Here is a 25,191-nt window from a genome sequence, read left to right as displayed (position 1 = left end):
AAACTGCTGTATCAGTTATCAGTGAACAGTCCTCTAACTGTTCACTGATTTTGCTCAAGATAACTTTGTCAGAAATCCCAAGAATTTTTTGGTATTTGATGTTAAAAGTGTTCGACGATAAGCATCAGCGGCTTTTTTAATCGCTTCGGCTTGAGTGGGATAAGGATGAATTACACTGCTTAACTTGCTCAAACCGAGCTTATTCACCATTGCCGTAGTTACTTCTGAAATCATCTCCCCCGCGTGACTAGCGACAATAGTTGCACCGATAATTTCATCAGACCCCTTTTTATGGTGGATTTTGAGAAATCCTAACTCTTCACCATCTGCGATCGCTCGGTCTACACTATTAAAAGGTATCTTAATTGTCGTCACCTCAATACCCAATTTCTGCGCTTCGTGTTCGTATAACCCTACGTGAGCAATTTCTGGGTCAGTATAAGTTACCCAAGGCATCACCAAACTACTGAGTTTCGAGCGTCCTAGACCAAAGGGAGAAAACAGGGTATTTTTAATTACAATCCGCGCCGCTGCATCAGCAGCATGGGTAAACTTCCAGTTCATGCAGATATCGCCAGCTGCATAAATTTTGGGATTGGTCGTCTGGAGGTAATCATTTACCTTTACGCCTTGGTGCTTGTCATATTCTACACCCACAGCTTCTAAATTTAGATTTTCGACATTTGGCGATCGCCCCGCACCGACTAAAATTTCATCGACTGTCACCGAATCTCGATGACCGTTGGAGGAAAAGTAAAGCCGTTTCCCTTCGGTGACAGTTACCACTTCTTCCAATTTGGAATTCAGCACTACGCGAATTCCTTCGTTAATCAAAACTTTTTGGAGAATTTTAGCCGCTTCAGCGTCTTCTTTGTTCAGGAGATGAGAACCGCTATGGAAAAGCACCACCTCAGAACCCAAGCGCCGGAAAGCTTGCGCCAATTCGCAACCAATGGGGCCACCGCCAATCACCGCCAAACGTTCCGGTCGTTGAATCAGAGAAAAAACCGTCTCATTAGTTAGATAACCCGCCTGTTCAATTCCCGGAATTGACAGTTGTGCAGCTCTTGCGCCAGTAGCAATTACAGCCTTTTTAAACTTGAGGGTTTTGTCGCCAACTTCCACGGTATTTTTACTTGCAAATCGACCGCTACCCAAAAAGACATCGACACCCAACTTTTTAAACCGTTCCGCCGAGTCATTAGGGCTGATATCAGCCCTGATTCGCCGCATCCTGTCCATGACTTTGGGAAAATCAACATCTATATTATGTTGGGGAATATTAACTCCCAAATCTTTAGCATTCCAGATTTCGCCAACAACGCGGGCAGAGCGAATAATAGTTTTAGATGGTACGCAACCAACATTTAAGCAATCTCCACCCATGAGATGCTTTTCAATTAACGCCACTTTTAAACCCAAATCCAGACCCGCAGCACCCGCTGCCACCACTAATCCTGCTGTACCAGCACCAATTACTACCAAGTCGTAAACATCGGCAGGTTGAGGATTAACCCAATTTGGCGGATGGACGTAAGACACCAACTTTTGGTTATACTCGTCAATTGGGCGAACTGTGACTCTCTCTAAATCTGAATTGGTCATTGGCAGAACCTCTTTTAAAATTAAGAATCCCGATTAATTTAGGCGGCTCAGTCTTTTATTTTTATGCTTGTCTAATAAGGAATACAGCCTTTGAATTGTTTTGTCCGTTTGGGAATTGACAGATACGATTGAACCTTTCCTGTTTCAAATCTCGTTTTCAGCCTCCGCCTGGAAATGCTTCTCCTGGCGGCAGAGCCGCCAGCAAGGGAGGCGGAGCCTCTAGAACGGCATCCCCAGTCTCAGACTGGGAACGAGACAAATTGACAGATATGATTGAAGCTTTTCTGTATAAACGTTTCAGCAATCAATAATTTACAGAAATTTGCAGTTTAATAGACCACAGTAGGGTAGCACAACTGTCCACCTCTACAATTCCTCTTCTAAAGCTTTGCGGGCAATCCGGGTTACATAAACTGTAACGGCGACTGTCGCAATCAAACCCAAGATGCGAATTGCCCATTGTAAAGTTGGGTTGGTAGGTTGAGTCTCAGTCCCAATCATCGCCAGATTACCTGCAAGGGAACCAATATAAACGTACATGATGGTTCCAGGAATCATCCCTAGAGAGCCGATGAAGTAATCTTGAAGTGAAACTCCCGTGATGCCAAAGGCATAGTTGAGCAAATTGAAAGGAAATATGGGAGACAGTCGCGTTAACAGGACAATTTTTAATCCTTCTTTACCTACCGCTTGGTCAATGGCGGCAAATTTTTTGTTATCTGCAATTTTACCAGCAACCCAACTCCTTGCTAAATAACGTCCGACGAGGAAAGCAGCGGTAGCGCCAAGGGTTGCACCGATAAACACGTAGAGAGAACCCCAAACTGCGCCAAAAATTACACCAGCCCCCAAAGTGAGAATAGAACCAGGGAAAAAAGCAACGGTAGCGACAATATAAATAGCAATAAAAGCTATGGCTCCTAACGCACCCAGGCTTTCAATCCACTGCAAAGCTTCACGTAAAATTGCTTGGGGATTGAAAGAATTTGAATTTGCCAATTCTTGTGCCAAAGCCGGGTCTGTGTTTAATGAGAAACTACTTGCCAATATTAGTAATATTAATGCGCAGAGGTTAAAAAACTTCTGGAAGTTTCTGGCATCAATACTTTTAACACTTTGGCTTCGCTCAGTGTTAAAGCCGAGCGGAGTCGTTCGCGTAGCGTCTCGCAGAGAGGCTTTAAATATCTGAATGATTGTTAGTTTTTTCATGGGTTGTGATTTCTTCTACTGCCACACTTTGAGCTAATGCTTTCTGAGCAATTTTTGTGATATACACAGTCACAGCAACGGTAGCAATCAACCCAACTACTCGCATTATCCATTGCCAGATTTGAGTTTCTGGAGTAATTGGTTGATGAGAGGTGTTAATCATGGCAAGATTCCCAGCTAAAGAACCAATATAAACGTACATTACACTACCGGGAATAATGCCGAAGGAACCTAATATATAGTCTTTGAGAGAAACCTGTGTTACTCCAAATGCATAATTTAATAAATTGAAGGGAAAGATAGGAGAGAGACGAGTTAGCAAAACAATTTTCCATCCCTCTTTGGAAACTGCTAAATCAATCGCTTTAAATTTAGGATGTTTTTCCATTTGTCGAGAAACCCAATCCCGTGACAGGTAGCGTCCAATAATAAAAGCCAAGGTTGCTCCAATTGTTGCAGCAATTAGCACATATATTGATCCCCAAAATACACCAAACAGACAACCACCTTTGAGGGTTAGAAGAGAACCCGGTATAAACAGTAACGTTGCCAAGTTGTAAATAACTATGTAGGCGATAGGCCCTAAAACACCCAAACTTTCAACCCAAATGACTAAAGTTTGTAAAAGTCCCTGAAAGTTTAACTGTTTAGCAGCAATTATGAAAGTGACAGCGAGGCAACTTAGGAGTAGTAGTTTGAGTTTGGAATTTAATAAACGCTTGTTCATTTTTATAAATTTGACCTTCTAAGGCTCGACGTTGACCTTTTGAGGCTCAACTTTGACCTTCGGAGGCTCAACTTTGACCTTCTGAGGCTCGACGTTGACCTTCTGAGGCTCGACTTTGACCTTTTGAGGCTCAACTTTGACCTTCTGAGGCTCGACGTTGACTTTTTGAGGCTCAACTTTGACCTTCTGAGGCTCAATGTTGACTTTTTGAGGCTCAACTTTGACCTTCTGAGGCTTGACGTTGACCTTCTGAGGCTCAACTTTAAAATTTACACCTCAAATCCAATGCCCCTAAGATATACTACCCACATGAGAAACAGCTTAAAGCCTCTTAAATTTTTCTCGGCGATACCAGCTACAAATTCGCTCAGGTGAAACACCGAGCAAATAAGCAATAATTACTATTTGATTGAGTAGCGTAGTTTTCAATACTCCCTTTTGCAACCATCTACGAGCTGAGGTGACAACTGGTGTAGGAATAATTACAACGTGTCCGATGCCTTTTAAACGACGCATGAGTTCAAAATCTTCCATGATAGGCAATTCGGGAAAGCCACCTATTTGCTGAAATACTTCCTTAGTTAAAAAAATTGCTTGGTCGCCATAGGGCATTTGGTAAAAATGCGATCGCACATTTACCCCCCACTCTACCCATCGTAAACTTAAAAGTGACGCATCAATCCGCAACTTAAAAGCACCAGCCACAATCCCAGGCTGTTGTAATGCCGTGCGAATCATCTCATCAAACCCAGTTGGCAAACGGGTATCTGCATGGAGAAATAACAGAATTTCGCCGCTAGCTGCTACAGCACCCGCGTTCATTTGCACAGCACGACCGGGAGATGATGAGATAACTTTGACATTTAAAGACTGAGCGATCGCTACAGTATCATCACTAGAGCCACCATCGACTACAATGACTTCTATATTTAGATTGGCTTGAGTAGTAGCAATAGCTTTTTTAATATTCCCAGCCTCATTAATAGCCGGAATAATAATCGAAATTTTAGCAGCGTCAATACTCTCACTCATGATTGCTGAGTTTGCTTTTCCGGTTGGTCAGGAAACGAACACTCTACCGTTACCTTCAGATTACTTTCAGCCGTGCCTTTAGTTATGTAAGGTATACCTGCTTCACCGCCAACTTTGATCCCAAATTCTAAAGTGAGTTTATCAATATTGGCAACAGGGATTTTCTTAAAAGCATTCAGTGAATAAACAGTGTAAGCCCGAATTGTACCTTCAATTGCTTGGAAATTTTGGACTATTTGCTTTTGTGCAGCATCAGCATCCCATCCCTTATCAATTAGTGCTTCTTCTTCTCCCTCCGGGGAAACTTCGGTAATCACTGGCGGAGCATCTACATTATCTGTAGCCTCAATGTCAATAATCGTGCCATCTTCTAATTGAATAGGTGTGAGTTGAGTCATGGGATAAATCTCGCCTAAAAAAATTGCGTCTAAGAGGATGTTTGAAAAGTCTTCTTCTCGGTAGCAAAACGTTCTAGATCCCCCTAAATCCCCCTTAAAAAGGGGGACTTTGAGAGCTTTTTGCCCCCCTTTTTAAGGGGGGTTGGGGGGATCAAAAGGCTGTGGCGCAACTCTAGAAGACTTGTGTGTACACCGTAGCCTTTTTAAGGGGGGTTAGGGGGGATCAATAAGTACAAAGATACAGCAAACCACTTTTCAAACAACCTCTAAAATAGCCCAGTTGTGCTTATCTACAAAATTTTACGGAAAATGCGGTAAATTTCTTGTAGAAGCTGGAAATAATTCGGCACAACTATCATAGGGCTTTGCAGGATGAGTCGAGACGCTTTGGTGGTGAGAATTAATACGTATGACCGCTTAAAAAGTCTCAACGCACCAGCTGCCGATGGTGAAGCGATCGCTCAAATCTTACAACAATATGGGGAGTTTCGGGTAACGCGGCTACCAGCAGTCAAAGATAAGGAAAATGAGACGATTCGCATTGGTAAGCAAACTAAAGTTAGTTTAACTCAGTTAGAAAAAGCGATCGTCCAATTGTTTAAGCCAGATGGTAAGCCACCTGACACAGCACTGCTGTATTTTTCTGGTCATGGATTGCGGAAAAATCTGGGGATTCAGGAAGGCTTTTTAGCAACGAGTGAAGTCAACCCCGATGCGGGTAATTGGGGATTCTCTTTGCAATGGCTGCGGCGACTGCTGCAAGAAAGTGAAGTCAGACAACAAATTGTGATTTTGGATTGCTGTTATAGCGGAGAAGTGCTAAATTTTGCAGAGGCAGATCCAGGCGATCGCGGTAAAGGCAGAGACAGGTGTTTTATTGCGGCTTCTCGTGGTTTTGAAGTAGTTTTTGAAGAGATTAACAGCCAACACAGCGTTCTCACTGCTGCACTGCTTCAAGGTTTGGAACCAAAACAAGACCGTTGGGTGAGTAACTACACCTTAGTAGACTTATACCAATTCTATGTGAGGCTGCATAGAAGCGTAAAATAGAGAGCAGGAAAGAATCAAGACTAGAAGTAAACGATGGCACGCCCTTAGCCCATCGTAGATATTGCCCTAGAGATAACCTAATTGTTTCTTCTACCTGAGTTAGCAGTTTGATTTGAAATTTGGTGCTTTTGTATAACCCGCTCAATCTGGCAAGTTACCGCATCTATTCTATGTTTAACTTTATCAAAGTCAATATTCACCCAAATATAGGCTTTATCAGGTTTTTGCTGTTTATAGCTCATATATTGCTTTACTTGTCAAGATATTTTGTTATATCTATACAATATATACATCTCAACTTCTAAACTACTTTCTCTAGATATATAAGTAAATATGCTTAATATTTACTTAAGGTTTGCTCGCAATCCGATTTAATTTTTAAACTTATTTGCGTGCTACTCAAAGTACAGTGCAAGCGCCATAGGCAGGTAATAGGGAATCAGGCTTTTCAAAGTTTTTCACCCAATCAAATAGAGTCCTATAGCTCCTAGAAGTTTAATAAAACAGTGATTTGATTAATATGGGCGCAGATTATTATCTATCTATTGAAAGAGACGCGATATTTCGCGCCTCTAAGAACTAAAATCAAAATTCTAAGTGTTAGCTTAAATCTTTGTTTGTAGATATTGCACCAACTGCGGTGCTTGCATCACTCCCTCTATCCTATCCACAGGCTTACCCTGCTTAAACAGTACTAAGGTTGGAAGAGATGCAATTTTATACTCAGTAGCCAAATCTGTGTATTTTTCTGTGTCGATTTTGACAATCCTTAAGCGATCCTTAAGTTGGGCATTGACTTGCTCTAAAATTGGCACCATCATTTGACAGGGACCACACCAGTCAGCATAAAAATCTACTAATACAGGTACATCAGAAGCAGACAGCATCTCTTCAAAGCTGTTGAATTGCTTTTTAGTTGCCATGTGACACACACCGATTTTCAATTGTTTGTTTCAATAGTAATTCTTAGAAAATAAAATAGGTATAGGTTCATGGGTTTTTGTTGGGAAAAGATTAAATTAGTTAATATAGAACGATTTAGTAACCCAAAATATTAAATTATTATAATAAAATAGGTATTTTTTTGAGGTTGTGCATCCGCATTAAATATGTATTTAAACCTATCCTGACTAACCAAATAATTATAAAGGCGTTCACGAGAGTGATATCTACGAAGGGTCTAGCTGCAACACTTTCTAGTCTATCCAGCCAGGTGAATATATTGCTTCAAGTTATTCATCTATTCACAGAGAAATAACTATAGATATTTAATTATAGTAAAACGTTAATTCGTGTTATTCGAGTTATATAGCAATCCTATTTGATTTGTCAGAATTGCAACCCGCGTCCCCGACAACTTTTATCAAGTCGGGATCTTATTTCTGGGCATTTGATTCAGGATACCTGTATCTAGCTAAATACGACATATAACTTTATCTATTAGCTATCTAATTTGGAGCATGACAGCAAGATTGTCATCCCGCAAGAGTGGGATTTTACTCAGACAATATTCAGATGTTCCCGAAATCACCATAAGATAATTAGCGCGGTATTTCTAAGATTGAGGAACATTAAATGACACTATTACAAGATAAAGTCGCAATTGTCACAGGTGCATCACGAGGAATTGGCCGCGCGATCGCAATTGAATTAGCTTCACAAGGAGCGATCGCAGTTGTTAATTATGCCAGTTCTAGTGCTGCGGCTGAAGCAGTTGTTACAGAAATTACAGCAGCCGGAGGTCAAGCGATCGCGATCCAAGCAGACGTTTCTAAAGGCGATCAAGTAGACACGCTAGTTAACACCGTTATGGAAAAGTTTAAGCGTGTGGATATTTTGGTCAATAATGCCGGAATTACGCGCGACACACTGCTTTTGCGTTTGAAGCCAGAAGATTGGCAAGCTGTAATAGACCTTAACCTAACTGGTGTTTTCTTATGTACACGCGCTGCCAGTAAAATCATGCTGAAGCAGCGATCGGGGCGGATTATCAATATTACCTCCGTTGCTGGGCAAATGGGCAACCCAGGTCAGTCAAACTATAGCGCCGCCAAAGCAGGTGTAATCGGCTTTACCAAAAGCGTTGCCAAAGAACTAGCTACTCGTGGGATCACCGTTAACGCCGTCGCACCTGGATTCATCACCACCGACATGACCAGCGATCTCAACAACCCCGAAGATATTCTGAAATACATCCCACTCGGTCGCTTCGGTCAACCTGAAGAAGTTGCTGGGATGGTGCGTTTCCTCGCTGCCGATCCCGCCGCCGCTTACGTCACCGGACAAGTCTTTAACGTCGATGGCGGCATGGTAATGGCTTAAATAGTTGAGCTAAATAATTGAGGGGTAGCGATTTTCGTAGTTGGCGCTTTAGCGCCAACTACGAACTTATTAAATAATATTTGACAGACTAGTTATGAAAACAGACTCTATTTTTTATCGTTGATTTCAAACTTTCCCCAGTGCTTTTTTTGAATTAATTAATCTGCAACCATCAAAAGCAAATGCATATAATTTCGCTTCAGTAGAATTAAAGCAAACAGCATTTCGCATTGATGGAGTCTTTCTTTCTGTTGCTGACACTAGTCATCAGCCGATTTATTTTGTAGAGGTTCAATTTCAAAAAGATAATGAATTTTATGCTCGTTTATTTTCAGAAATATTTCTGTATTTACGACTTTACGCACCTACTATAGATTGGCGAGCAGTAGTTATATTCCCTCGCCGTAGCCTTGAACCAACCCAAGTCCAACCTTATCGAGTCTTACTCGAAAGCCAACTTGTAACGAGGCTATATTTAAACGAGCTTGGAGAAGTAACTGAATATTCCTTGGGAGTTGGTATTATCAAACTAGTAGTTGTAAATAAAAAACAAACTCCCATATTAGTCAAAAATTTGATTACAAAGACACGTTCGGAATTGAGCGATAAAGCACTTCAAAAGAAAGTGCTAGATTTAATAGAAACAATTGTAGTTTACAAACTACCGCGTATCAGTCGTCAGGAGTTAATAAAAATGTTTGGACTCGGTGATTTTGATATTAAAACGACTAGACTTTATGAGGAACTCAAGCAGGAAACAACTCTAGAGCTAGTCATGCGCCAGTTACGACGACGCATTGGTAATTTGAGTCCGCAATTGCAAGAGGGTATCAGCCAGTTATCTATCGAACAGCTTTAAAATCTAGCCGAGGCACTGTTGGATTTTTCCACAGAAGGAGATTTAGTTGCTTGGTTGCAAGACAATTTAACTCAAGCTTGAATTTTTGATGGACTGAATAAACATAGTAGGGCTAGCACTGCAATGCCCACCCTACCAGTAACTAAGGCTGTTGGCGTATCCTTTGCCAGACTGTAAAGCCCAAAAGCAGGATAATGCTACTGGCAGTTGTCAGCATTACAGCCAAACTCATACCTTGTATTCTCATCGCCAGCAAGTTGAAAACTAAGGTAATTGACCAAAGGGTAAACGCAGCATTGCGCTGGGAGAGTCCCCAAGCAAGTAAGCGGTGGTGCAGGTGGTCTTTGCCAGGAGTACTCAGAGGGTTATTTCCTGCTAGTAGCCGTCGCACAAATACTTGAGTGGTGTCTAGCACCGGCAATAATAGAAATAAAACCGTGGGAATTAGCGCATAAATTGTGTTTTGTTGCAGTTTTCCTAAAATACTAGTTGCCGCCAACACATAACCGAAAAAGTATGCTCCAGCATCACCCATAATAATGCGTGATGGATGGAAATTATGGCGCAAAAATCCTAGTGCAGCACCTCCCAAAGCTGCGAGGACTAAGATTGCCGCTGCACGATTGTTAAATTGAGCAGCAACGCCCAACAAACTCATGGCGGTAATAAAGCTAATTCCTCCTGCCAAGCCATCCATACCATCCATCAAATTGATGGCGTTGGTAATCCCTACTACCCATAGTACTGTTAGCAACATGGACAGAAGCGAGTCGATGGGAGTGCCAAACAGGACTTTGACGCTGATGCCATTAGCTACCAGCAAAAGTGCCGTGACAATTTGCGCCCACAATCGCACAGAGGGCGGTAAGCCAAATTGATCGTCAATAAAGCCCACAAGGACTAATATCGAACCCCCCAACAGAATAGTGAGCACCTGAGCCAATACGTTTTGGAGTTCGATCGGTCGTAAAAGGCTAGCTAATACCAGCGCGGCAATCACGCCCGCGTAGATAGCCAGCCCCCCTGCATTGGGTAAAGGTTCTCGGTTGAGTCGCCGGGCGTTGGGTTGGTCAGCCCAACCTACCCGCAAGGCGAATTTGCGTACTGTCGGAATTAAACGCCAAGTTACAAGCCAAGCCAAGAGGAACGTAAATACTACTGCCAACCAGCCGGTGCCGCTAGGGTCGGCAATACCAAGGGACTTAAGGGAGTTGTCTAGATTCATCTCCCAATTCAAGCATTACTGCCAGTATCTAATATGAGCATCACCTGTATATTAATCAATTTTTTTTATTTCCATTTGTAACTTGAGTAGGTTGAGAGATTAGCACTCTGGCGCTGTGAGTGCTAAATTGTCTAATGGAAGCGCTGGAGAAATAAAACATGGCGAAAATTATTGCATTTGACGAGGAATCTCGGAGAGCTCTAGAAAGGGGTGTTAACGCCCTTGCCGATGCTGTAAAAATCACCTTGGGGCCTAAAGGTCGCAATGTCCTTTTAGAGAAAAAATTTGGCGCACCTCAAATTGTCAACGATGGTATCACTGTTGCCAAGGAAATTGAATTAGAAGATCCTTTGGAAAATACTGGTGCAAGACTCATCCAGGAAGTAGCCTCAAAAACTAAAGATGTCGCTGGGGATGGTACAACCACCGCCACCGTTTTAGCACAAGCCTTAATTCGAGAAGGTTTGAAGAACGTCGCGGCAGGTAGTAACCCTGTTAGCTTGAGACGCGGGATCGACAAAACTATTGAGGCATTGGTAGAAGAAATTGCCAAAATAGCCAAGCCAGTAGAAGGAAGTGCGATCGCTCAAGTTGCCACTGTTTCTGCTGGTAACGATGAAGAAGTTGGCCAAATGTTAGCTCAAGCAATGGAAAAAGTCACCAAAGATGGTGTAATTACCGTTGAAGAATCTAAATCCCTCACAACTGAACTAGAAGTAGTTGAAGGGATGCAGATTGACAGGGGTTATATTTCTCCCTACTTCGTCACCAACAACGAACGGCAAATCGTCGAATTTGAAAACGCCCGAATCTTGGTGACAGATAAAAAAATCAGCAGCATCCAAGATTTAGTGCCGATTTTGGAAAAAGTTGCCCGTTCTGGTCAGCCTTTGCTAATTATTGCTGAAGATGTCGAAGGTGATGCTTTGGCAACTCTGGTGGTGAATAAAGCGCGGGGTGTACTGGCCGTAGCTGCAATTAAAGCACCTGGGTTTGGCGATCGCCGCAAAGCTTTGTTAGAAGATATTGCTATTCTCACCGATGGACAGTTGATTTCGGAAGAAATCGGCTTAAGCTTGGATACCGCTGCTTTAGAAGCACTGGGAACTGCCCGCAAAATCACCATTGACAAAGAAAGCACCACAATTGTCGCTGGCAGTGTCACCAAGCCAGAAGTACAAAAGCGGATTGGTCAAATTCGCAGACAGTTAGAAGAAACTGATTCTGAATACGATCAAGAAAAACTCCAAGAACGCATCGCCAAGCTCGCTGGCGGCGTGGCAGTGATTAAAGTGGGTGCGGCAACCGAAACCGAACTCAAAGACCGGAAACTGCGGATTGAAGACGCGCTCAACGCTACTAAAGCTGCTGTGGAAGAAGGTATTGTTCCTGGTGGTGGCACAACCTTGATTCACTTAGCTAAGGCGGTAGAAGCGATTAAAAAGACCTTGCAAAATGACGAAGAAAGAATTGGGGCTGATATTGTCGAACGAGCGCTAGAAGCCCCCTTGCGCCAAATAGCAGACAACGCTGGTGCGGAAGGTTCTGTAATTGTCTCGAAAGTTCGGGATAGCGACTTCAACATTGGCTACAACGCCGCTACTGGCGAATTTGAAGACTTGATTGCTGCTGGGATTATCGACCCTGCCAAAGTCGTGCGTTCAGCTTTGCAAAACGCTGGTTCCATTGCTGGTTTGGTCTTAACCACCGAAGCGATCGTTGTTGAAAAGCCAGAGAAGAAATCCGCTGCTCCTGCCCCTGATATGGGTGGTATGGGCGGTATGGGTGGCATGGGCGGCATGGGCGGCATGGGCGGCATGGGTATGTTCTAACTTCTGCTCATCCAGATAAATATTTTTTTAGCAGTTTGTCTTGCCAAGGCAAACTGTTTTTTTTGTAGCATTGCTGATTCAAAGGCAATATGCTATACCAATTCGTAATTTGTAATTCGTAATTCGTAATATTTAATCGGGCTGATGACCAAATTAGCAACTTAAATAATTGCTTAATTTAGAAATTACCGTCTTTATATTAATTTTTGTAAAAGGACGTGTAAGTTATTCTTATGTCCTTTGTTATTCACTAACAACAAATACAACTCTTGGAGAGGCTGCGCCCTAAGCGTAGATATGCCGCAGGCTTTACGACTAGGCTCAGTACAAGTAACAAATGACAAATGACTAATCACTATTAGGTAATATTGCATGGCACGAAAACTACGTCGTCTTCCTAAACTACTCACCAAGCTCTATGAAGATGAGTTCCATCACCAACCAGGGACTATACCTGGAACCATTTTTATTGATGCAGATGCTCCACCACCAATAATTTTTTTGATTGACTATAACCAAACCAATTTCATCCGCGAACAAATAGAAACTCCAGAGGAGTGTGTTCCCTATCTTGACGCAGAATCGGTTTCTTGGGTAGACGTGCAAGGTTTAGGTAGTCAAGATATATTACAACGATTGGGTAAAGTTTTTGAATTACATCCTCTAGTTTTAGAAGATATAGTCAATGTGCCAGAACGTCCCAAAACAGAGGATTATGAAGACCAATTGTTATTTATTGCTCGGATGGTAGTAGCAAAGGAAAAAATATGTGGTTTTTATAGCGAGCAAGTGAGTTTGATATTAGGAAAAAATTATCTGCTGACAGTCCAAGAAGAACCAGAACATGATTGTTTTGAAGGAGTGCGATCGCGAATTGAAAAAAATAAAGGTATCATCCGTAAACAAGGAGCAGATTATTTAGCTTACGCTGTGTTAGATGCAATTATTGATGGCTTTTTCCCCGTACTGGAGCTTTATGGTGAGCGAATTGAAGAGTTAGAAGAGGAGGTAGTAGTCAGACCTACCCCACAAACACTACAAAATATTTATCAAATTAGGCGAGAATTACTGCAACTACGTCGTGCTATCTGGCCCCAGAGGGATGCAATTAATTCCTTGATTCGAGATGGGAGTGAATTGATTAGTGAAGAAGTGCGAATCTACCTGCGAGATTGTTATGACCATACAGTGCAAGTGATGGATATGGTAGAAACTTACCGAGAATTAGCATCTGGATTAATGGATGTGTATCTTTCGGCAGTGAGTAATAAAATGAATGAAATCATGAAGGTGCTAACGATAGTTTCAACAATCTTTATCCCACTGACTTTTGTTGCAGGAATATATGGTATGAATTTCGATACGGAAAAATCGCCATATAATATGCCTGAATTGAATTGGTATTGGGGCTATCCACTTTGCTGGGCAGTAATGATAGCGATCGCAGTTAGTTTGCTATTCTTTTTTTGGCGAAGAGGGTGGCTACAAAATTCTGTAGTAATCAAGCGCAATTAAAAATTGTATATTAGCGATGAGTCAAATATATATTCATTAGCACCGGGAGTTAAGATTCTGAGTTATGAGGAGTAGCGACCAAAATTTAGTAGTTTTGACAATTTATATTATCGGTGTTTCATACGTTTTCAACCGCATGATTGAATCCATCGATGACCAAGTTAAATTTGAGTTTAAAAAAGGAACTGTTGACGAACAACTCAAAGAACACAATCTCGACGATAAAATTGGAATTTCCTTTAAACTCAAACCCTCATACCCAATTGACGATTTGAAAGATTTAGGAATTAGCATTGAAAATAAATCGGATAATGTTGCCGTATACGTTGACTGGGATAATAGTTCTTTAGTTGTTGAACATAGTAAGCAATCGCGCCGCGTAATTCGGAAATCACCAGACTTAACCCGCGACTTAGCAGTACCCCAAAGTCCTAGCCTGATTGCTCCCAAGAAAACACTTTCTGAAACAGTGACAGCAGAAGACGTTTTCGAGCGCGATCAAGTAGCTGGAACCTATTCAGCAAAAAAACCACTAATTGATATCAACGGGCTACAAAAAGGGCAAAAAAAGTTGTACAACGACTTTATTAATAGAAAAAAGGAGTTGGACTTTTCCCTGCAACTGGTGCTACGGATATCTGAAGTGCGTTTAGGTCTAGCCCCAGGTCGTGATTTTCCTCCCATTAGTATTATCAATTGTCCTTTCACAGTCAGGAAACTACCTTGGACTTACGCTCTACCTTGGAATAAAAAAAAGCAATAACATCTCAACATACTACGTCATCCAAGATTACACTGGATCTAAGGAGAGAGTAGGCGCAGGCGGTTGCAGATCAGTCATAGTTACTGGTTTGAGGAAAGTCCGGACTCCCGAAAGACCAAACTTGCTGGATAACGTCCAGTGCGAGCGATCGTGAGGATAGTGCCACAGAAAGATACCGCCAGATCAATTAAAAATTAAAAATTAAAAATCTAAAATGAGTAATTTTTAATTTTTAATTTTACATTTTTAATTGATCTGGTAAGGGTGCAAAGGTGCGGTAAGAGCGCACCAGCAGTATCGAGAGGTGCTGGCTCGGTAAACCCCGGTTGGGAGCAAGGCGATAGGAACTACGGTTGGTCTTTTACCAGTTCCGCTCAATGAGAGCCGCTTGAGGCGTTTGGTAACAAACGTCCCAGATAGATAACTGCCCTCGCAAGAGAACAGAACCCGGCTTATGTCCTGCTCTCTCCCCTCTAATGGAGTATGAACCTTTCACGGTTTGTACTCTATTATTTTTTGTATGGGTTTTATGCGATCGCTAATTCATCATCTAAGGGACTTCCAAATAAAAAAACATCCCAAATTTTCTTGTGGGATGGGTGTCCCCACCCGTCCCAGATTTAGGGCGCTCATGTTGCCATACGTGTCAACTTAAGCTATAAATGGCTTCACTGTTGGCTTCATCACCCGCCTAGAACTAAAGTTCCAGGCTAACAGCTCAAGTCATCTAAAGATGACTAAAGATTTTCCGGGATATTTAGTCATCTTTTAGATGACTTTTGCTATGAGCAAGGAACTTCAGTTCCTCGCGGGACATCGGTTTCACGTTAAGTTGACACCAATGTCATGTTGCCCACCCCACAAAATGGATAATTTATTTCTTGGAAGTCCCTAAAGTATTCCCAATATCTCTAATGCTGTATCCAAATACCATTTAACCCGATAGAGTCCAAACAGTTTCTCTTGACTGTACCGTGCTGGATACTCTAGTTTCCTCCCCTCCATCGTCACCTTGAGCAATGCTGACTGCTCTGGTGTCGGTGTTCCCATAGCTTCTAGCGCTTCTACTTTAGAGAATATGGGAGACTTCAATCCTTTATTTTCCGCTACTTGCTTACAAGCTACAACAGGAAAAGTCAGGAGTGCATTAATATAGGATGCCTTATCAGCAGGGTTTCTTATTGCTTGGATGCCATACTGTATCAGACACAAATCACGTAATGCTCTCAAGCTTTTAACTTCTAATTCTGTGCGCGTAAACATAAAATAGAGTTACCTCTTGTAAAAGTGGGAATCGGTGGTGAACTAGTTTGCAAGACACGATCGCCACCGATATAAAACTCTATTCCGTTGTTAACATCGACTTAAAGCTATATTTACGTTTCTATATAAATGGCTAAAGCTAAGGGAAAACCTGAAAATTTTGGAAATCAACCAAGCAAGGAATTAACCGAACAATTAAATTTTCGTGTCACCAAGGAAATGAAGCAAGAAGTGAAAGCTAAAGACGATCCTCCTGAATTTTGCCGTCAAGCTATCCAAGAAAAGCTAGATAGAGAGAAGTAGCAAAAAGTTGTTAGAGTAATAGTCCAAGAGATTTAGATATACAAGTATAGATAGCTAGTTACCTTAGCTGCTCCCCTGCCCCCTTCCCCTTTTCACGTAATGCCCCTTGCCTATCCACGCCGTCAACGGCAACTCGAAAGTTTAGTCCAAAAATTAGGTTTGTCGCTAGAAGCACCTATAAAGTGGGAATTGCTGGATTTAGCGCTCACTCATCCCACTGTCTCTGATTCAGCAAATTATGAACAGCTAGAGTTTGTTGGCGATGCAGTGGTGCGCCTGGTGTCGGCTGTTGTGTTATGGGAAAATTATCCCGATTGTCCAGTAGGGGATTTTGCGGCAATTCGTTCGGTGTTGGTAAGCGATCGCATCCTCGCCCAATTGGCCAGAGTTTATGGTTTGGAGTTATACTTACTAGTCGCTGGCAGTGCTACCGCTGATAAAGTTGGTCTAGAGTCACGACTGGCAGATGCTTTTGAAGCAGTTCTGGGTGCGCTTTACTTAAGTACTCAAAATCTGGAATTGATTCGCTCTTGGCTAGATCCCCACTTCCAACAACTAACGACAGAAATTCGCCTCGATCCTGCCAGACTTAATTACAAAGCTGCTCTCCAAGAATGGACTCAGGCGCAATTTAAAGTTTTACCAGAATATCGTGTTGTGGAAGTCACTCAACCGCACCGTAATCAAGAACGTTTTATGGCTGAAGTGTGGCTGCACGGAAATAAACTCGGAGAAGGTAAAGGGCGATCGATCAAAACTGCTGAACAAGCCGCAGCTAAGGTGGCTTTTTTAGCAATACCTAACCCGCAAATACCCTGAGCTTAAAATAAGAGCAATTAGCCGATAATCAGTTGATTGTCAGTGGTCATTTGTCCCTAGTCCTTTGTATACAAATGACAAATGACAAATAACTAATGACAAATGATAAATGACAAATGACAAACCAAATTAAAATTGCTGTTATCGGAGTTGGGCGTTGGGGAGTGCATCTGCTGCGGAATTTCTTAGCACATCCTCAAGTAGATGTAGTTGCTGTAGTAGATCCCCATCCAGAACGATTAGCGGCGGTTAAACAGCAGTTTAATTTAGATGAAAATGTAATATTGACAACCCAGTGGGAAGATTTAAAAAAAGTGCCAGGGTTGACAGGGGTGGCGATCGCAACTCCGGCTACCACCCACTATGCTTTAATTAAAGACTCTCTACAAGAGGGATACCATGTTTTAGCAGAAAAACCCCTAACTCTTGATCCCGCAGAATGTCGGGAACTTTGCCAGTTAGCAGAGCAGCATCATTTAATACTCATGGTTGACCACACTTATTTATTTCATCCAGCAGTTGAGCAAGGGCAAAGTGTAGTACAAGCGGGTAAATTAGGTGATTTACGCTATGGCTACGCGACACGCACCCATTTAGGGCCTGTTCGGCAAGATGTTGATGCGCTGTGGGATTTAGCTATTCACGATATTGCTATCTTTAACGCTTGGCTGGGTCAGATTCCTGTGAAAGTACAAGCTACGGGTACGGTGTGGCTACAGGGAGCAGCACTTCGACTACGCTCAGTGACCGGGGAGCAGGGGAGCAGGGGAGCAGAGGAGAAGAAAGATATAAATTCTCCTCTGCCTCAAGGTTTGGCCGATGTGGTATGGTTGACACTGACATACCCAGATGGCTTTCAAGCTTATATTCATTTGTGTTGGTTAAATCCTGATAAGCAGCGACGGCTGGGGATTGTAGGTAGCCTTGGTAGTTTGATTTTTGATGAAATGTCGCAATTATCACCTCTAACGCTGCTGCATGGGGAGTTTGAACAGCAGGGTAATCATTTTATTCCGGTAAATCAAAAGCAGATAGTGCTGGAATTAGAGCCAGGGGAACCATTGGGGCGAGTTTGCTCTTGTTTTGTTGACTCTATCTTCAACAATACTCCCTCAGAGATTTCGTCTGGCTGGGTAGGCACACAGTTAGTAGAAATTCTTGCTGCTCTGACAGTATCTCTTGAACAAGGCGGCAAACCTGTTTTTCTAAACAACTGCTCTCAAGTCTAATTTTCCCCTGAGAATAACCGCCTAATACTGTTCGGTTAAGGCAAGAGACGGGATAAACGCCGTCTTTACAAGAATCAGCCCTTTGTAGAGACGGCGATTTATCGCGTCTTTGCGATCGCAGATCGCATTGAATAACAACACCTCTAGAATTTATTTTAAATCCAGATAATCAAGAATTAAACTTGGAACTTCCACAAAACACCAATATTTATATTACCTTAGCCAAAGCTGCCAAATATGAAACAGAACAATGGTTTAGAGGCAAGATAGAAACCAAAAATGTTCAGTTTATAGATGTGGATAGAAATGGCAGCGATCTCAGAGATGATTTAGATGTTTCTACTATTGTCGAAGGCAAAATTCGCATGGTAGGGCAGGAACAAGAAATTAAACAAAATCAATTTCTCATGGGAGAAAACCCTGATATTCCTTTAAATATTCAACTAATACGCCATCTGCAAATTGTTCCCAAAAAAGGCATAGAAGCCCGCTTCTCTGGCAGAACTAAACAGATTCAAATCGGTCTAGATCAAGATTTTCCCGTTTCCAGAATCCAGGGTAGCTGGTTAGATGGCGTTTTACCTCGTGATGCAATTATTGCGCTATTCTCTTTTGGGGCTGCTACGATTCCTAATCTTGTATCTTGGTTATTTAGTAACGCTTCTCAATCTAGATCGAAACCATAGAGTTAGGAGTTAGGAAATTAGAGTCTAGCAAGGATTACCTTTCAAAAGTCCCATTCACACAAACTCCTCCTTTTGGAAGACTTACCAAAATAGTTTGCAAGGGCGAAAGACGAATCTCGCAAGTCTCATTTCCAAATAGCAACTGGGACTTCGGGAACTTTTCTTTGTCTACCTCTACTTTCACAGATTTGTTGATTGCCAAAGAAGAACTTCCTCCAGACTCCTGTAGGTTGGGGTAGCGGCTTGCCTTTACTGGCTCATTCGCAGAGGAGAATCCCAAATCCCCGACATTTGCTTCTTTTTTTGGAACAGCTAACAGCGAGATATCAATCAAAGGTAAGGTAATTTTCAGTGTCGTACCTTGATAAAGTCCCGCACTCTCAAGAGTAATACTGCCTCCCATGAGTTCGATTAAGTTTCGTGAAATTGCTAGTCCCAGTCCAGTACCTTCAAACTGACGTGTCGTAGTGCCATTCACCATTACAAAGGGGCGAAATAGTTTGTGCTGTTGAGTCGGATCGATGCCTATACCTGTATCTTTGACAGCTACTACCACCTGAGATTTACCATTACTAGATTGAATTTCTGTAGCAATGGTGATGCTTCCGGTGTCGGTGAACTTAGTGGCGTTGCCGATAACATTAATCAGCACTTGCTTCAGTTTGCCCGCGTCTGCCTTAATTGGTATCACTTTGGAAGCTAACTCACATTTCAATTGCAAGCCCTTTTGTTGGACATTAACTGATTGTAAATTAATTACCTCTAACAATAGTTGTCGGAGGTCAATAGGCGTGGAAACAACTGAAAGCTTACCTGCTTCGATTTTAGAAATGTCGAGTAAATCATTAATAATACCTAACAAGTGAATCGTTGTTTCATCGGCACGTTTGAGAAACTCCATTTCTTCTTCCCGGTCATCACATAAGCCTTCTTCAACCAGGCGAATACAGTTAATAATAATATTTAATGGGTTTCTCAATTCATGGGAAGTCGTAGCCAAAAACTGGCTTTTAATTTGGTTAGCGCTTTTTGCTTCTTTCCAAGCTATTTCTAATTCTTCCGATCCAGCTTTCAGCCGTTCTACCATTTGGTCTAATGCTTGGGCCAGTTGATTGAATTCCCGAATTTGAAAATTGTGCGGAACTGGTTGTGCGGCATGGTGAGAGTGAATATTGAGAGCATAGTCTCGCAATTCTTCTACAGGACGGGCCAAGTAAGGAGCTAAGTATAAAGATGCTAACAAACTTGCACCAATCAAACCAACTGTCAAAACAATGAGAATTAATTTGATTTCCTCTAAACCAAAAAGCGCATTATCGACACTAGTAACAGCTAAAATTATCCATTTTTGCTGCTGCTCTTGAGTGAGTGGATTTGCAATAGCTGTATAGCCAGCTACTAATTCTTCTCCCTGTGTAAAAGACAAATTTATCGAATCATTTTTTCCCGTAATTGCATTTTTAATTATGCTCTTGATTTGGGAAGCATGAGGGTGCTGATTGATATTAGTTCCCACCCAATCGGTGAATGGGTGTGCCAAAATTGTTCCATCTTCAGCAATTACTACCATAGCGCCCGTGAGCGATCCCGGCGGATTTCTGGTTTGTTGGTACAATGCAGACTGAATACTTAAACTGTAAACTGAACTTCTTCGGCTATCGAAGATTGGTGCAGATAGAACTATTTGCAGTTGATTTTGTGTATTTCTTTTCCCAGTCATTCCTGCTTTTGGCGGGAAGATTGCTTTGACATTAATTCCGTCACTAGGGAAGGGTAATCTCAATTCTCCAATAGCTTGATCCCCACAGCTACTGGCAACTATTTTCTGGTTTTGCAGATCCGTTAATTGGATGCACTCAATACTGGCTGGAAGTTGTTGCTTTAACTGCTTGAGAAGTTCTTGCTCTTGTATAGGTGAATCCGACGGAATAACCGTTGTTTTACTTACACTCTGCAAATTAGCTTTTAAGATTGCGATCGCATCACCAATTCTCTCCCCTTTGCTGATGGCACTTTCTGTTAAATTTTGCCGTGCAGTTCTCAATATACTAGTACGTGCCTTATTCAAGGCAACAATTTCCCCTACAAGTAAAACTGGAACAAACAGCAGCAATATTCTCGTTACTAAAATTCGACGAAAGGAAGATTGGCGGGAATTAGTCATCAAGTGTCTCACTTTGCACCTGCAATCTACAACACCAAAGATATGCAATTAAACCAGCTAGATGAGACATTTTATTAAATTATCAGAATTTTATTTTCAATGTTTAAAAATAACAAATTGCTATAATTCAAAAAGAAACGTGGTATACCAAACCTCGTATATGCTAAATGTAGAAGCGATTTGTGTTGCATATCAATACAGTGGTGAAATGATAAAATAGTAGCTTGCAGGTATGGTTTTTTTGAGAATCTACATACGACTAAAGAAAATCTTAAAACTATCAAATCTATTTAATGTTACAACATCGTCCTCATACTACAGTTGTTTTAGCAATGAGTGCAGATGGCAAGATATCAGATTTTAAGCGATCGCCTGCTCGGTTCGGCTCAAAGGTTGATAAAGCACACTTAGAAAAACAAATTGCTGCCTCTGATGCCGTTTTATTCGGTGCTGGTACTCTGGACGCATACGGAACAACACTTACTGTAACCGATCCAACTCTAGTGCAACTCCGGGCACAAGGAGGGAAGCCTCAGCAACCAGTTCATATAGTGATTACAAACTCTGCAAACCTTAATCCGGAAATTCACTTTTTTAAGCAACCAGTTAGACGCTGGCTACTCACGACAACAGCAGGAGAATTTTCGTGGAAAGAACGCTTACAGACGCTTCACTCAACGTTGGGAATCGGAGTACAGGAGTACCCTTCAGAATTTGAGAAGATTCTGGTTTTTGAAACACCAACGCTAGAAATTGACATTCCCGCAGCTTTAAAGTATCTAGCCACTCTACATATAACACGCTTGGCGATCTTGGGTGGAGGTGAATTAGTCGCTTCTTTGCTGGAATTAGACTTAATTGATGAATTATGGCTAACTGTCTGTCCGCTGATTTTAGGTGGTAATACTGCACCCACACCGGTCGAAGGGAAAGGATTTTTACCTGATTTGGCTCCCAAGTTACAACTCATAGAAGTTCATACAGTTGAGCAAGAAGTGTTTTTGCACTATCGTCTGCAACGACCAGCAGATTAGATTACGCTAAGTTAAGTTATTTATTGGACATTGGGCATTGGGGATTGGGCATTGGGCATAGAGAAGAGACAAGGTAGACAAGGAAGAGGGGGGAGACAAGGGAGAGACTTGTTCAATAATTTCCCCTTGTCTCCCTTGTCCCCCTTGTCTCCTCTGCACCCCTGCTCCCCACTGCCCGCTCCCCACTCCCTACTCCCTACTCCTCTAAGATGGTGGAACAACTTAAGCCTCGCTATTCTGTCGTTTGGACGAACAAAATCGCTGAAGTACCCCAAAATGCTTGGAATGCTTTGGCAATGCCACTCAAAACGCCATTTTTAGAATGGGAGTGGCTGAATAATCTCGAAACTTCCCAGAGTGTTACGGCTAAAACTGGTTGGTTGCCAAATCACTTGACATTGTGGCGAGATAAAACGCTGATTGCTGCTGCGCCACTCTATCTTAAAGGACATAGTTCTGGTGAATTTGTTTTCGATCACCAATGGGCAGAGTTAGCCGATCGCATCGGAGTCCAATATTACCCAAAATTGCTGGGAATGACACCATTTACGCCAGCAGAAGGTTATCGCTTCTTAATCGCCCCAGGAGAAGACGAGGATGAAATCACAGCGCTGATGGTGCATGAAATTGACACTTTTTGCTCCAAAAACCGGATTTCTGGGTGTCATTTTCTCTACGTCGATCCCCAATGGCGGCCGATGCTGGAACGGCATGGCTTTACAACTTGGCTGCACCACAGCTATATATGGGAAAATGCTGGTTTTAAAACTTTTGATGATTACTTGAAGGTGTTTAACGCCAATCAACGCCGCAATATCAAGCGGGAACGCAAAGCTGTGGAGAAAGCAGGTTTACGATTGCAACCACTGAGTGGCGATCAAATACCTCAGTCTTTGTTTCCCTTGATGCACCAATTCTATGCTGACACCTGTGATAAGTTTGGCTGGTGGGGTAGCAAGTATCTCACACGGAGATTTTTTGAGCAGCTACACACCGATTATCGCCATCGAGTCTTGTTTGTTGCCGCATATAGCGAGGAAGATAATTCTCATCCTTTAGGAATGTCTTTTTGTTTATTTAAAGATGACAAACTCTATGGACGCTATTGGGGGAGTTTTCAAGAAATAGATTGCTTACATTTTGATGCTTGTTATTATGCACCGATTGAGTGGGCGATCGCTAACAATATCCAAATTTTTGATCCTGGCGCGGGTGGACGACATAAAAAACGCCGTGGTTTCCCCGCTATGCCCAATCACAGTTTGCACCGCTTTTACAATAATCGTTTAGGACAAATTATCCGTCCCTATATTAAGGAAGTGAACCAACTCGAACAGCAGCAGATTGAGGCAATTAATGCAGAGTTGCCATTTAGTAACCGAGATTCTTAAAAGTTTGCCAAGGCAGAGGGTAAAGGACGAATTACACTTGAGATAGAGTGTAAAACCCTGAAAAAAGAAAATTTCTTTTTATAATGCTTATGGATTTAATACTTGAAGATTTAGCCGCAATTGATGATAAACTTTCCCAGCGTCATATTGACCTCGATCCCGGTGGATATTTCATTATTTACTTAGATCGAGATGCAGGATTAATTTATGCCAAGCATTTTACAAATGTGATTGACGATCGCGGTTTAGCTGTCGATCCCGAAACGGGAAAGGTTATTCCGGCGCGAGAAAAGGTAGAACGAACTCATACAACAGTTTTTAGCGCGAGGACGGCGAAAGAACTTTGCGTGAAAATTTTTGAAGAAACTCAGCCCACTTTGGTAACTCAATTAGATCATGCAGCTTATTTAGGTCGAGAATTTGTCCGGGCTGAGGTAGCTTTAGTTACACGGCAAGAGTATGTTCAAGATTAAAGTTAGGAGTGAGGAGTTAAAAATTAAGAGTTACAAATTCCTAACTCCTAACTCCTAACTCCTAACTCCCGCATTACCCATTAGAAGAGGGCTGATTTATCTGATAGATATAGTAAGTTGCCATTGGGATAACAGTGGCAGCAATTAACAATCCTACTACCCAAGCAGTAGCGTTACCTTGGTTGGTTTCTTCTGCTTTCTTGTAAGTGCCTCCAACCTGCACATTGTCAGTTATTTTGGGTGGCCCTGGATCGGTTTTGCCAGAGAGAACGGCGACAAGGCGATCGCTTGCATCAAGAAATGCCTGATTGTATTTGTCACCATTGCGTAACGGCACACTTACTGTCTCAGTAGCGACACTCTCGGCAATAGAGTCAGTAAGTATTGGCTTGACTTGATCCCCAGTAATAATGGCAGTACCATTGGTAACTGTATCAAGAACCAATAAGGTTTGATTAGCTTGGGCTGCTTTTGTCGGAAACCATTTTTCAAACAGTTCTTTAGTAAAGCTTTCTGGTGTTTCCCCGTAGTCGAGGCGGCGAACAGTAACAATTCTTACTTCCTTATCTGTTTGCTTTGCCAAATCCTTAAAAGCGCTACTAATCTTGCCTTCATTCAGACGGCTGATGACTTCGCCTTGATCCAAAACCCAAGTGTCATTCCCTGCTGTCAGGCTGGGTATTTGATATACACCTGTGGCTAAAGCAGGTGTAGCAAACAGTGAGGCTGCGAAAATAACCGTCACCAAAGGTAGAATTAGCCGTATGAGGTGTTTTTGACTGCTAAAAACTTGTTTGAGGAGCTGTTTCATCGTGTGATCCCTAAGACAGACTTGCACCAAAAATACTACAGAACCACTGCAAAAATCACCTCGTTCCCGATTTTCTTCAGTGTAAAATTTCTGATATTCCCAGCAAATATGTATATTGTACGGGATTTTTGATTACACAAACTTGTTCTGAAGCGGTTGCAAGCATTAACCTGACGCTAAACCCCTTACTAGTCACAAGAAATACCGCCCATTTTGGGAATTAACCCAAATGCTGAGGGCGGAATTTGCAAACCATCTAGAAATCATATCGCATGATTTCTATTTTGGTTCAGCAACGCCATATTTTTTCATATCTGCGAGTAGCTTTTCCTGCCATACTCAATTAGATATATGAATGAAAAAGAATGTCAAGACGTTATCCTGCTACCTCTCTACAAGGGTTCTGGACAATGCATATTTAATTTACATACAGCAGATTTCAAGTAGGCGAGGTAGACAAGCTAAGTCTGTTACCCAGGTA

Annotated in this window: 22 protein-coding genes, 1 other RNA gene and 1 pseudogene; 14 read left to right on the top strand and 10 right to left on the bottom strand. The window is 42.1% G+C overall.

Annotated elements, in window-relative coordinates:
- Positions 1-54: 54 nt before the first annotated feature.
- The 5 genes from RMX69_RS06750 to RMX69_RS06730 form a co-directional block, all read right to left on the bottom strand.
- Positions 55-1,605, bottom strand: coding sequence for a mercuric reductase (locus RMX69_RS06750; protein ID WP_322636958.1), 1,551 nt, complete (start codon positions 1,603-1,605; stop codon positions 55-57).
- 366 nt (positions 1,606-1,971) lie between these two features.
- A complete protein-coding gene (locus tag RMX69_RS06745; RefSeq protein WP_322636956.1) occupies positions 1,972-2,814 on the bottom strand; it encodes a TVP38/TMEM64 family protein in 843 nt (280 codons plus the stop codon).
- Positions 2,783-3,541, bottom strand: a complete 759-nt coding sequence (locus RMX69_RS06740) for a TVP38/TMEM64 family protein (protein WP_289798463.1) — start codon at positions 3,539-3,541, stop codon at positions 2,783-2,785. Before RMX69_RS06740 ends, RMX69_RS06745 begins: the two co-directional genes overlap by 32 nt.
- Positions 3,542-3,862: 321 nt before the next feature.
- Entirely contained in the window at positions 3,863-4,573 is a 711-nt protein-coding gene (locus RMX69_RS06735; RefSeq protein ID WP_322636954.1) for a TIGR04283 family arsenosugar biosynthesis glycosyltransferase, read from the bottom strand.
- Positions 4,570-4,971, bottom strand: a complete 402-nt coding sequence (locus tag RMX69_RS06730) for a CU044_2847 family protein (protein WP_322636953.1) — start codon at positions 4,969-4,971, stop codon at positions 4,570-4,572. The genes RMX69_RS06735 and RMX69_RS06730 overlap by 4 nt, the downstream gene beginning before the upstream one ends.
- 372 nt (positions 4,972-5,343) lie before the next feature.
- On the opposite strand from RMX69_RS06730, the gene RMX69_RS06725 reads away from it, so the two are divergent.
- Positions 5,344-6,021, top strand: a complete 678-nt coding sequence (locus RMX69_RS06725; RefSeq protein ID WP_322636951.1) for a caspase family protein — start codon at positions 5,344-5,346, stop codon at positions 6,019-6,021.
- Positions 6,022-6,626: 605 nt separating this feature from the next.
- Here RMX69_RS06725 and trxA read toward each other — a convergent pair.
- Entirely contained in the window at positions 6,627-6,944 is a 318-nt protein-coding gene (gene trxA, locus RMX69_RS06720) for a thioredoxin (RefSeq protein ID WP_289798468.1), read from the bottom strand.
- A gap of 652 nt (positions 6,945-7,596) precedes the next feature.
- Between trxA and fabG the strand changes: the two genes are divergently transcribed.
- On the top strand, positions 7,597-8,343 hold the full coding sequence (fabG, locus tag RMX69_RS06715; RefSeq protein ID WP_322636950.1) for a 3-oxoacyl-[acyl-carrier-protein] reductase: 747 nt from the start codon (positions 7,597-7,599) through the stop codon (positions 8,341-8,343).
- Between the two features lie 136 nt (positions 8,344-8,479).
- Positions 8,480-9,283 (top strand): annotated as a pseudogene (locus RMX69_RS06710) (Rpn family recombination-promoting nuclease/putative transposase); the annotation flags it as partial.
- A gap of 61 nt (positions 9,284-9,344) precedes the next feature.
- Here the strand turns inward: RMX69_RS06710 and RMX69_RS06705 are convergent.
- A complete protein-coding gene (locus tag RMX69_RS06705; protein ID WP_289798470.1) occupies positions 9,345-10,427 on the bottom strand; it encodes an MraY family glycosyltransferase in 1,083 nt (360 codons plus the stop codon).
- A 158-nt stretch (positions 10,428-10,585) separates the two neighbouring features.
- Between RMX69_RS06705 and groL the strand changes: the two genes are divergently transcribed.
- From groL to rnpB, 4 genes are all read left to right on the top strand, one after another.
- Positions 10,586-12,259 carry a chaperonin GroEL gene (gene groL / locus RMX69_RS06700; protein WP_069068951.1) on the top strand — a complete coding sequence of 558 codons (1,674 nt, stop codon included), beginning with the start codon at positions 10,586-10,588 and terminating at the stop codon, positions 12,257-12,259.
- A gap of 372 nt (positions 12,260-12,631) precedes the next feature.
- Positions 12,632-13,774, top strand: coding sequence for a magnesium/cobalt transporter CorA (corA, locus tag RMX69_RS06695; protein WP_289798471.1), 1,143 nt, complete (start codon positions 12,632-12,634; stop codon positions 13,772-13,774).
- Between the two features lie 64 nt (positions 13,775-13,838).
- Positions 13,839-14,537: a hypothetical protein gene (locus RMX69_RS06690; RefSeq protein ID WP_289798472.1), complete on the top strand. Its 699-nt coding sequence runs from the start codon at positions 13,839-13,841 to the stop codon at positions 14,535-14,537.
- Between the two features lie 45 nt (positions 14,538-14,582).
- An RNA gene (gene rnpB / locus RMX69_RS06685) (RNase P RNA component class A) lies at positions 14,583-15,008 on the top strand.
- A 420-nt stretch (positions 15,009-15,428) separates the two neighbouring features.
- On the opposite strand, the gene RMX69_RS06680 is transcribed toward rnpB, so the two are convergent.
- Positions 15,429-15,800, bottom strand: a complete 372-nt coding sequence (locus tag RMX69_RS06680) for a hypothetical protein (protein WP_322636947.1) — start codon at positions 15,798-15,800, stop codon at positions 15,429-15,431.
- A gap of 129 nt (positions 15,801-15,929) precedes the next feature.
- Here RMX69_RS06680 and RMX69_RS06675 point away from each other — a divergent pair, with 129 nt between their 5' ends.
- The 4 genes from RMX69_RS06675 (at position 15,930) to RMX69_RS06660 (ending at position 18,837) form a co-directional block, all read left to right on the top strand.
- Positions 15,930-16,103, top strand: coding sequence for a hypothetical protein (locus RMX69_RS06675; protein ID WP_289798473.1), 174 nt, complete (start codon positions 15,930-15,932; stop codon positions 16,101-16,103).
- Between the two features lie 99 nt (positions 16,104-16,202).
- On the top strand, positions 16,203-16,922 hold the full coding sequence (gene rnc, locus RMX69_RS06670) for a ribonuclease III (RefSeq protein WP_289798474.1): 720 nt from the start codon (positions 16,203-16,205) through the stop codon (positions 16,920-16,922).
- 116 nt (positions 16,923-17,038) lie between these two features.
- Positions 17,039-18,151 (top strand): Gfo/Idh/MocA family oxidoreductase, encoded by a 1,113-nt coding sequence (locus RMX69_RS06665; RefSeq protein WP_322636945.1) that lies wholly within the window; start codon positions 17,039-17,041, stop codon positions 18,149-18,151.
- Positions 18,152-18,333: 182 nt separating this feature from the next.
- Positions 18,334-18,837, top strand: a complete 504-nt coding sequence (locus tag RMX69_RS06660; protein WP_289798476.1) for a hypothetical protein — start codon at positions 18,334-18,336, stop codon at positions 18,835-18,837.
- Positions 18,838-18,871: 34 nt separating this feature from the next.
- On the opposite strand, the gene RMX69_RS06655 is transcribed toward RMX69_RS06660, so the two are convergent.
- On the bottom strand, positions 18,872-21,001 hold the full coding sequence (locus RMX69_RS06655) for an ATP-binding protein (protein WP_322636943.1): 2,130 nt from the start codon (positions 20,999-21,001) through the stop codon (positions 18,872-18,874).
- A gap of 293 nt (positions 21,002-21,294) precedes the next feature.
- On the opposite strand from RMX69_RS06655, the gene RMX69_RS06650 reads away from it, so the two are divergent.
- The 3 genes from RMX69_RS06650 (at position 21,295) to RMX69_RS06640 (ending at position 23,899) form a co-directional block, all read left to right on the top strand.
- Positions 21,295-22,035 carry a RibD family protein gene (locus tag RMX69_RS06650; protein ID WP_289798478.1) on the top strand — a complete coding sequence of 247 codons (741 nt, stop codon included), beginning with the start codon at positions 21,295-21,297 and terminating at the stop codon, positions 22,033-22,035.
- A 209-nt stretch (positions 22,036-22,244) separates the two neighbouring features.
- A complete protein-coding gene (locus RMX69_RS06645) occupies positions 22,245-23,426 on the top strand; it encodes a GNAT family N-acetyltransferase (RefSeq protein ID WP_289798479.1) in 1,182 nt (393 codons plus the stop codon).
- Positions 23,427-23,515: 89 nt separating this feature from the next.
- On the top strand, positions 23,516-23,899 hold the full coding sequence (locus RMX69_RS06640; RefSeq protein WP_289798480.1) for a DUF4346 domain-containing protein: 384 nt from the start codon (positions 23,516-23,518) through the stop codon (positions 23,897-23,899).
- 73 nt (positions 23,900-23,972) lie between these two features.
- Here the strand turns inward: RMX69_RS06640 and psb32 are convergent, their stop codons facing one another.
- On the bottom strand, positions 23,973-24,710 hold the full coding sequence (psb32, locus tag RMX69_RS06635; protein ID WP_289798481.1) for a photosystem II repair protein Psb32: 738 nt from the start codon (positions 24,708-24,710) through the stop codon (positions 23,973-23,975).
- Between the last annotated feature and the right edge of the window lie 481 nt (positions 24,711-25,191).

Origin of the sequence: Nostoc sp. EspVER01 (genome assembly GCF_034530635.1) — a bacterium.
In the GTDB taxonomy this organism is placed as follows: domain Bacteria; phylum Cyanobacteriota; class Cyanobacteriia; order Cyanobacteriales; family Nostocaceae; genus Nostoc.
This window is presented reverse-complemented; position numbering and strand designations above follow the sequence as displayed.